We start from the raw sequence: 6774 nt of genomic DNA on the forward strand, positions 1-6774 counted from the left end.
CGCTAGAATGCGCGGATGTCACGTTATTTCGCTCTGGTCCCTGCTGCCGGCAGCGGCGCCCGCTTTGGCGCCGAGACGCCCAAGCAGTATCTTTCGCTGGCCGGTCGGACGGTAATCCATCACGCGTTGGCCGTCTTGTGTGCCTGTCCCCGCATCGAGGAAGTCTGGGTCGTGCTGTCGCCCGGCGACGAATGGTGGGCGGCCGAGGACTGGTCTGCGCTCGGTCATAAATTGCATCCGGTCTATTGCGGCGGCGCGACGCGGGCAGAGAGTGTGTCCAACGGTCTGGACGCCCTGGCGGCGACGCTCGATGCGGACGATTGGGTGCTTGTCCACGACGCTGCGCGCCCCTGTCTTTCGCTCGATTTGCTCGAGCGGCAGCTCGCCGAGCTGGATACGGATCCGGTCGGTGGCATTCTCGCGGTGCCGGTGGCGGATACGCTCAAACGCGCCGATCCGCAGCAGCGCATCGCGGCGACCGAACCGCGCGATGGCTTGTGGCAGGCACAAACGCCGCAGATGTTCCGTTTCGGGCTGTTGCGCCAGGCGCTGGCCGCCACGAAAACCGTGACCGACGAAGCGTCGGCGCTTGAGGCGGCGGGCTTCACGCCGCGCCTGGTGCGTTCGGATGTCACCAATCTCAAGGTGACCTATCCCGCCGATCTCTTGCTGGCGGAATGGATTCTGAAAGGGAGAAAGCCATGATTCGGGTCGGTCAGGGATCGGATATCCACGCCTTGGCGGAGGGGCGCAAAATGATCATCGGCGGTGTCGAGATTCCCCATGAGCGGGGTTTGCTCGGCCATTCCGATGCCGATGTGCTTGTGCACGCGATCATCGATGCCTTGTTCGGCGCTGCTGGTCTTGGCGATATCGGCCGTCATTTTCCCGATACCGACGAGCGTTATCGCGGCGCCGACAGCCGCGTGCTGCTGCGGGCGGCGCGTGACAGGCTGCAGGCGGCCGGGTGGCGCATCGTCAATGTCGATTCGACGATCAACGCCCAGCGGCCGAAGATGGCGCCGCATATTCCGGCCATGGTGGCCTGCATCGCCGCCGACCTCGGCATCGCCGAGGCCTGCGTCAATGTCAAGGCTAAGACCGGCGAACGTCTCGGCTTCGTCGGCCGGGAAGAGGGAATCTCCTGCGACGCGATCGCGCTGATCGAAAGCCGCGACTGATTTCGATCTGCCGCAACACGCGGGTGTTGCGGCGTTACAGCGGCACATAGGGCTGCAATTAGGGCATTGCTGGCCGACGCCGCTGGTTACAGAGCGTGTCGCTTTTGTTACAAAAGACTGCAAAAAGGCTTGACAAAAAACCGCCTGAATGGAAAATACGACAACACACATCGGATGTCTGGCGAAAACAGGTCTGATGTGGGTCAAACCATTCTCGCGGAGCGTCATCCATGCAGAAAAAAATCATCATTGCCTTGGCCCCGACCGGTGGCTGGGGATTGGGCGAAGGCAATCCGGTGTCGCCGGAAGAGATCGCCGAACAGACCTATGAATGCGCTGCTGCCGGCGCCGCCGTCGTGCATATGCATGCGCGCGACGAGAAGGGCGCGCTGACGGCCGACATGCACTGCTTCAACCGCACCTGCGAACTGATCCGTGCCGGCAGCGACATCATCATCGAGGCATCGACCGGCGGTATTTCGACGATGACGACGGAAGAGCGCGCCTATCCGGCCGCCAACCCGCATGCCCAGATTGCCTCGCTCAACATCGGTACGCTCAACTTTGGCGACAAGGTCTATATCAACAGCGTGCCCGATATCCGCAAGTGGATTGCCATCATGGCCAATCTGAAGATCAAGCCGTCGATGGAAATCTTCGATACCGGCAACATGGATTGCGCGCTGAACCTGCTCAAGCAGGGGCTGCTGACGCCGCCGTGCAATTTCAGCTTCGTCTGCAATCTCAACTGGGGCATGCCCTACCATCCGGCGATCCTTTCCTATCTGCGCGATCAGGTGCCGGCGGGCAGCCATTGGGGTGCCAACTTGATCAACAGCGCCGATTTCTCGCAGCACATCGAGGTAGCGAAACTCGGCGGCGCCGTCGTCCGGGTCGGGTTCGAGGATTCGCGCCGCTATAACGGCAAGATTGCGCAACGCAACGTCGAACTGGTCAAGGCGCTGCGCGCCGAGCTGGAAGACAACGGTTTCTCGATCGCGACGGTCGCGGAAGCCAAGGCAGTGCTGCTGGCTTGAGGATCAAGCGTTTCAGGCTTGCAGGTCGTTCGTAACGGGGCAGGAACGGCGAGTTGATCGGGGGCCGTTCCTCGGGTTTATCGGGGTTTCAACGATTCAATATTCAAGGAGGCGTCATCATGGTCAATTCTTCTCGTCGTAACGTTCTGCGCACGCTGGCGGCCGCGCCGGTCGTCGCCGCTGTCGGTGCCATTCCGGGCTTCGCCCGCGCTGCCGCGCCGGAGTTCTCGTTCAAGTTCGGCCACAACCAGCCGACCAACCACCCGCTTCACATCCGCGCCCAGGAAGCGGCTGATCGCGTTTTCAAGGAATCGAACGGACGCCTCGAAGTCAAGATTTTCCCGAACGGCCAGATGGGCGGCGACAACGACATGCTGTCGCAGGTCAGAAGCGGCGGCATCGAAATGTACACGCCGGCCTCGCTCGGCCTGTCGACGCTGGTGCCGGTCGCGGCGATCAATGCCATCGGTTTCGCTTTTGCCGATTACAACCAGGTCTGGGCGGCGATGGACGGCAAGGTCGGTGCGCATGTCCGGGCGCAGCTCGAAAAAGCCGGCCTGTATGCGCTGGAAAAGGTCTGGGACAACGGCTTCCGTCACATCACCACCAGCAGCAAGCCGATCAACAGCGTCGCCGACATGTCGGGTCTGAAGATCCGCGTGCCGGTCAGCCCGCTGCCGGTGTCGATGTTCAAGGGTCTCGGCGCCGCGCCGGGCAGCCTGCAGTTCGCCGAGCTCTACACGGCGCTGCAGACCAAGGTCTATGACGCTCAGGAAAATCCGCTGTCGATCATCCAGATCGCCAAGATGTACGAAGTGCAGAAGTACTGCTCGCTGACCAACCACATGTGGGACGGCTGGTGGATGATCATCAACGGCCGCGCCTGGAAGGGCCTGCCGCCGGACCTGCAGAAGATCCTGTCGACCGCGTTCAACGATGCGGTGGTCAAGGAGCGTGCCGACGTGCGCGCCCTGAACGATTCGACGATGGCCGATCTCAAGGCCAAGGGCATGGTCTTCAACTCGCCGTCGCCGGAAAGCTTCCGCGCCGCGCTCAAGAAGTCCGGCTTCTATGAGGAATGGCGCAAGAAGTTCGGTGAGGAAGCCTGGGGTTACCTGGAGCAATCCGTCGGCAAGTTGTCCTGACCAGGAGAAACCTGATGCAATCGTCGTCTGTTGTCCTGCCGCTGGATGAAGCCAGTGGCAGGAGGAGGGGACTCGTCGCTTTCGACCAGATTCTTGGGGTGAGCATCGAGGTCATCGCGGCCATGATCGTGCTGGCCGAGATCGTCGTGCTCTTCTCGGGGGTCGTCTCGCGCTATGTGTTCCACATGCCGATCGTCTGGTCGGACGAGCTCGCCTCGATGCTCTTCCTCTGGCTGTCGATGCTCGGCGCAGTCGTCGCGCTGCGTCGTGGCGCGCACATGCGCATGACGGCGGTCGTCTCGAAGTTGTCGAAGGACCGTCAGGTCTTTGTCGAGACCTTCAGCGTCGTCGCTTCGCTCGCCTTCCTGCTGCTCTTCTTCTATCCGGCGTGGGAATACGCTCAGGACGAAGCGTTCATCACGACGCCGGCGCTTGAGATCAGCAAACTCTGGCATGCCATTGCGATTCCGCTCGGTTGTGCGTTGATGATCGTCACTGCCTTCCTGCGTCTGGCGATCAACGGTCGTGGGCGTGACGTGCTGATTTCAGTGCTGGCGGTCGGGGCGCTGGTCGTGGCGTTTTACTTCTTCGGTCCGTCGATGAAGGCGCTGGGCAAGGCCAATCTCTTCATCTTTTTTGTCGTGATCGTCGGTATCAACGTCTTTGCCGGGGTTCCGATCGCCTTTTCGTTCGCGCTGGCGACATTTTCGTATCTGGCGCTGACGACGCGGACGCCGATGCCGGTGATGGTCGGTCGGATCGAGGAGGGGATGTCGCACCTGGTGCTGCTGGCCGTTCCGCTTTTTGTCTATCTCGGCTTGCTGATCGAGATGACCGGCATGGCCAAGGCGATGGTGCAGTTCCTCGCCAGCCTGCTCGGTCGGGTGCGCGGCGGGTTGTCCTACGTGCTGGTTGGTGCAATGTACCTGGTCTCCGGTATTTCCGGTTCCAAGATCGCCGACATGGCGGCCGTGGCGCCGGTGCTTTTCCCCGAGATGAAGGAACGTGGAGCCAAGGAAGGGGATCTCGTGGCGCTGTTGTCGGTGACCGGGGCGCAGACCGAGACGGTGCCGCCGAGCATTGTGCTGATTACGATTGGTTCAGTGACGGGGGTTTCGATTGCCGCTTTGTTCACGGGAGGCTTGTTGCCCGGCCTGATTTGCGGTCTGGCTCTCTGCGGCGTCGTCTGGTGGCGTTATCGCCATGAGGATCTGAGCAAGGTCAAGCGCTTCACCAAAGGCGAAATCGCCAAGATCTTCGTGGTGGCCCTGCCTGCGTTAGTCCTGCCTTTCGTGATCCGCTACGCCGTCATTGAGGGCGTAGCCACGGCGACCGAGGTATCGACGATCGGTATCGCCTATTCGCTGCTGGTCGGACTCGTCCTCTATCGACAGTTCAATTTCAAGCGTGCGTTCGAGATGCTGATCGATACGGCATCGCTGTCGGGGTCGATCATCTTCATCATCGGCTGCGCGACTGCCATGGCCTGGGCGCTGACCCAGTCCGGCTTCTCGCAGGATCTGGCGGCGATCATGAAGAGCCTGGGCGGGGCCAAGACGTTCATGGCGGTATCCATCGTCGTCTTCATTATTCTCGGCAGCGTGCTTGAGGGTATCCCGGCGATCGTGTTGTTCGGACCCTTGCTCTTCCCGATCGCGCGCGAAATGGGCATTCATGACGTCCATTACTCGATGGTAGTCATCCTGGCCATGGGCACCGGCTTGTTCGCGCCGCCGTTCGGGGTCGGCTACTACGGCTGTTGCGCGGTCAGCAAGGTGCATCCGGACGAAGGCATTCCGTACATCGGCGCCTATCTCGCGGCACTCGTGCTCGGCCTCGTCGTCGTCGCCGTCTTCCCCTGGATTTCGCTGGGCTTCCTCTGAGATGGCCGGCATTCGCTAAAGGACACGAAAATGATTCATGTACTTGCATTCGCATCGATCAAACCCGGCCTGCGCGACAAGGCGCTTGAGGTCTATCGCGTACTGGCGCCGAAGGTGCTGGCCAACGAGCCGGGCTGTCTCGAGTATGCGCCGACGATCGATGTCGACTTCGGCCTGCCGAACCAGCAACTCGACCCGGACATGGTCGTGATCACCGAACGCTGGAAGTCGCTCGACGATTTCCGGGCGCATGTGGCCGGTCCGGCGCATGTCGTCGAATTCCGTGCGGCGATCAAGGACTACCTCGAAAAAACCACGCTGAAGATCACGCAGGACGCGATCTGAGCAGTCTGCGTCCCGCCTTGGGCGGGACCGCGGCTTTCATTGAAAGGCTTTGAAAATGACCAAGGCAGCAATTTTCCATACCAGCGCAGCGACGCTGGGTTTGTTCCAGAATCTTTCGGCCAGGATCATGCCGGAAGTTGAGATCATGCATATCGTCGAGGATTCGATGATCCGCGACGTTATGAAGAACGGCGGTCCGACGCCGGCAATCAACGCGCGTATAGCCGGTTACGTCCAGGCTGCCGAGCGGGCCGGGTGTGCCGCCTTCATGACGGCGTGTTCGTCGATCGGAGCCAGCGTCGAACAGTGCCGCCCGCTGACCAGCATGTTCGTAACCCGTATTGACGAAGCGATGGTCGACGCGGCGATTTCCCAAGGCAAGCGCGTTGCCGTGCTGGCGACCGTCGAGACGACGCTCAAGCCGACGCTCGAATTCATCCGGCGCAAGGCCGCCGAAGCAGGCCGCGATCTGGACATCATGCCGACCTTGATGTCGGAAGCTTTTGTCGCGCTGCTGGCCGGCGATAACGCCACGCATGACCGGATCGTTTCGGCCGGTTTGCGCGAGGCGCTGGCCAAGGCCGATGTCGTCGTGCTGGCGCAGGCCTCGATGGCGCGTGTCATGGAGGGTATGGAAAAGCCGGCGATTCCGGTGTTGACCTCGCCGGAATGCGGCGTGGCCCGGTTCAAGGAGCGCGTTGCCGCGCTGGCCTGAGCGGAAAGGAATGTTGGCGCCGGTTTCGGTCCGATGGGGTGGGGCCGGGATCGGCGTTTTTTTGTGCTGAAACGAGGACTGGAACATGGCGCTATTGTTAGGGTGTATCGCGGACGATTTCACGGGCGGGACGGATCTGGCCGGGATGCTGGTGAAGGCGGGGATGCGGACGATCCAGACGATCGGGGTGCCGACGTGGCCGATCGGGGACGATGTCGATGCGGTGGTGGTGGCGCTGAAGAGCCGGACGACGCCGGCGGATGAGGCGGTGGCCGAATCGCTGGCGGCGCTGGAGTGGCTGCAGGGCGCCGGCTGCCGGCAGATCTACTTCAAGTACTGCTCGACCTTCGACTCGACGGCGAAGGGGAACATCGGGCCGGTGGCGGAAGCGCTGCTGGCGGCGCTGGGCTCGGATTTCACGATCGCCTGTCCGGCGTTTCCGGTGAATGGCCGGACGATCTACAAGGG

General features: G+C 61.8%; 8 protein-coding genes. All 8 read left to right on the top strand.

The annotated features are described in order from the left end of the window. Positions 1 to 15: 15 nt before the first annotated feature. On the top strand, positions 16 to 705 hold the full coding sequence (ispD, locus tag BLR25_RS12985; protein ID WP_091938303.1) for a 2-C-methyl-D-erythritol 4-phosphate cytidylyltransferase: 690 nt from the start codon (positions 16 to 18) through the stop codon (positions 703 to 705). Continuing rightward, complete coding sequence (ispF, locus tag BLR25_RS12990) at positions 702 to 1181, top strand: 2-C-methyl-D-erythritol 2,4-cyclodiphosphate synthase (RefSeq protein WP_091938305.1); 480 nt, start codon at positions 702 to 704, stop codon at positions 1179 to 1181. Before ispD ends, ispF begins: the two co-directional genes overlap by 4 nt. A gap of 230 nt (positions 1182 to 1411) precedes the next feature. Beyond that, positions 1412 to 2218 (top strand): beta-keto acid cleavage family enzyme, encoded by an 807-nt coding sequence (locus BLR25_RS12995; protein WP_091938306.1) that lies wholly within the window; start codon positions 1412 to 1414, stop codon positions 2216 to 2218. 119 nt (positions 2219 to 2337) lie between these two features. Continuing rightward, complete coding sequence (locus tag BLR25_RS13000) at positions 2338 to 3363, top strand: TRAP transporter substrate-binding protein (RefSeq protein WP_091938308.1); 1026 nt, start codon at positions 2338 to 2340, stop codon at positions 3361 to 3363. A gap of 14 nt (positions 3364 to 3377) precedes the next feature. Then, positions 3378 to 5246, top strand: a complete 1869-nt coding sequence (locus BLR25_RS13005; protein ID WP_091938310.1) for a TRAP transporter large permease — start codon at positions 3378 to 3380, stop codon at positions 5244 to 5246. Between the two features lie 30 nt (positions 5247 to 5276). Further along, a complete protein-coding gene (locus BLR25_RS13010; protein ID WP_091938312.1) occupies positions 5277 to 5591 on the top strand; it encodes a putative quinol monooxygenase in 315 nt (104 codons plus the stop codon). Between the two features lie 55 nt (positions 5592 to 5646). After that, a complete protein-coding gene (locus tag BLR25_RS13015; RefSeq protein ID WP_091938314.1) occupies positions 5647 to 6306 on the top strand; it encodes an aspartate/glutamate racemase family protein in 660 nt (219 codons plus the stop codon). A gap of 85 nt (positions 6307 to 6391) precedes the next feature. Next, positions 6392 to 6774, top strand: a 383-nt coding sequence (locus BLR25_RS13020; RefSeq protein WP_143009848.1) for a four-carbon acid sugar kinase family protein, incomplete at its 3' end; no start/stop codon positions are given.

It is taken from the genome of Propionivibrio dicarboxylicus, from assembly GCF_900099695.1.
GTDB lineage: Bacteria > Pseudomonadota > Gammaproteobacteria > Burkholderiales > Rhodocyclaceae > Propionivibrio > Propionivibrio dicarboxylicus.

What these genes read in the sequence shown, in the direction of transcription:
- ispD (WP_091938303.1), top strand. Translation starts at nt 16, where the DNA reads ATGTCACGTTATTTCGCTCTGGTCCCTGCTGCCGGCAGCGGCGCCCGC.
- ispF (WP_091938305.1), top strand. Translation starts at nt 702, where the DNA reads ATGATTCGGGTCGGTCAGGGATCGGATATCCACGCCTTGGCGGAGGGG.
- BLR25_RS13010 (WP_091938312.1), top strand. Translation starts at nt 5,277, where the DNA reads ATGATTCATGTACTTGCATTCGCATCGATCAAACCCGGCCTGCGCGAC.
- BLR25_RS13005 (WP_091938310.1), top strand. Translation starts at nt 3,378, where the DNA reads ATGCAATCGTCGTCTGTTGTCCTGCCGCTGGATGAAGCCAGTGGCAGG.
- BLR25_RS13000 (WP_091938308.1), top strand. Translation starts at nt 2,338, where the DNA reads ATGGTCAATTCTTCTCGTCGTAACGTTCTGCGCACGCTGGCGGCCGCG.
- BLR25_RS12995 (WP_091938306.1), top strand. Translation starts at nt 1,412, where the DNA reads ATGCAGAAAAAAATCATCATTGCCTTGGCCCCGACCGGTGGCTGGGGA.
- BLR25_RS13015 (WP_091938314.1), top strand. Translation starts at nt 5,647, where the DNA reads ATGACCAAGGCAGCAATTTTCCATACCAGCGCAGCGACGCTGGGTTTG.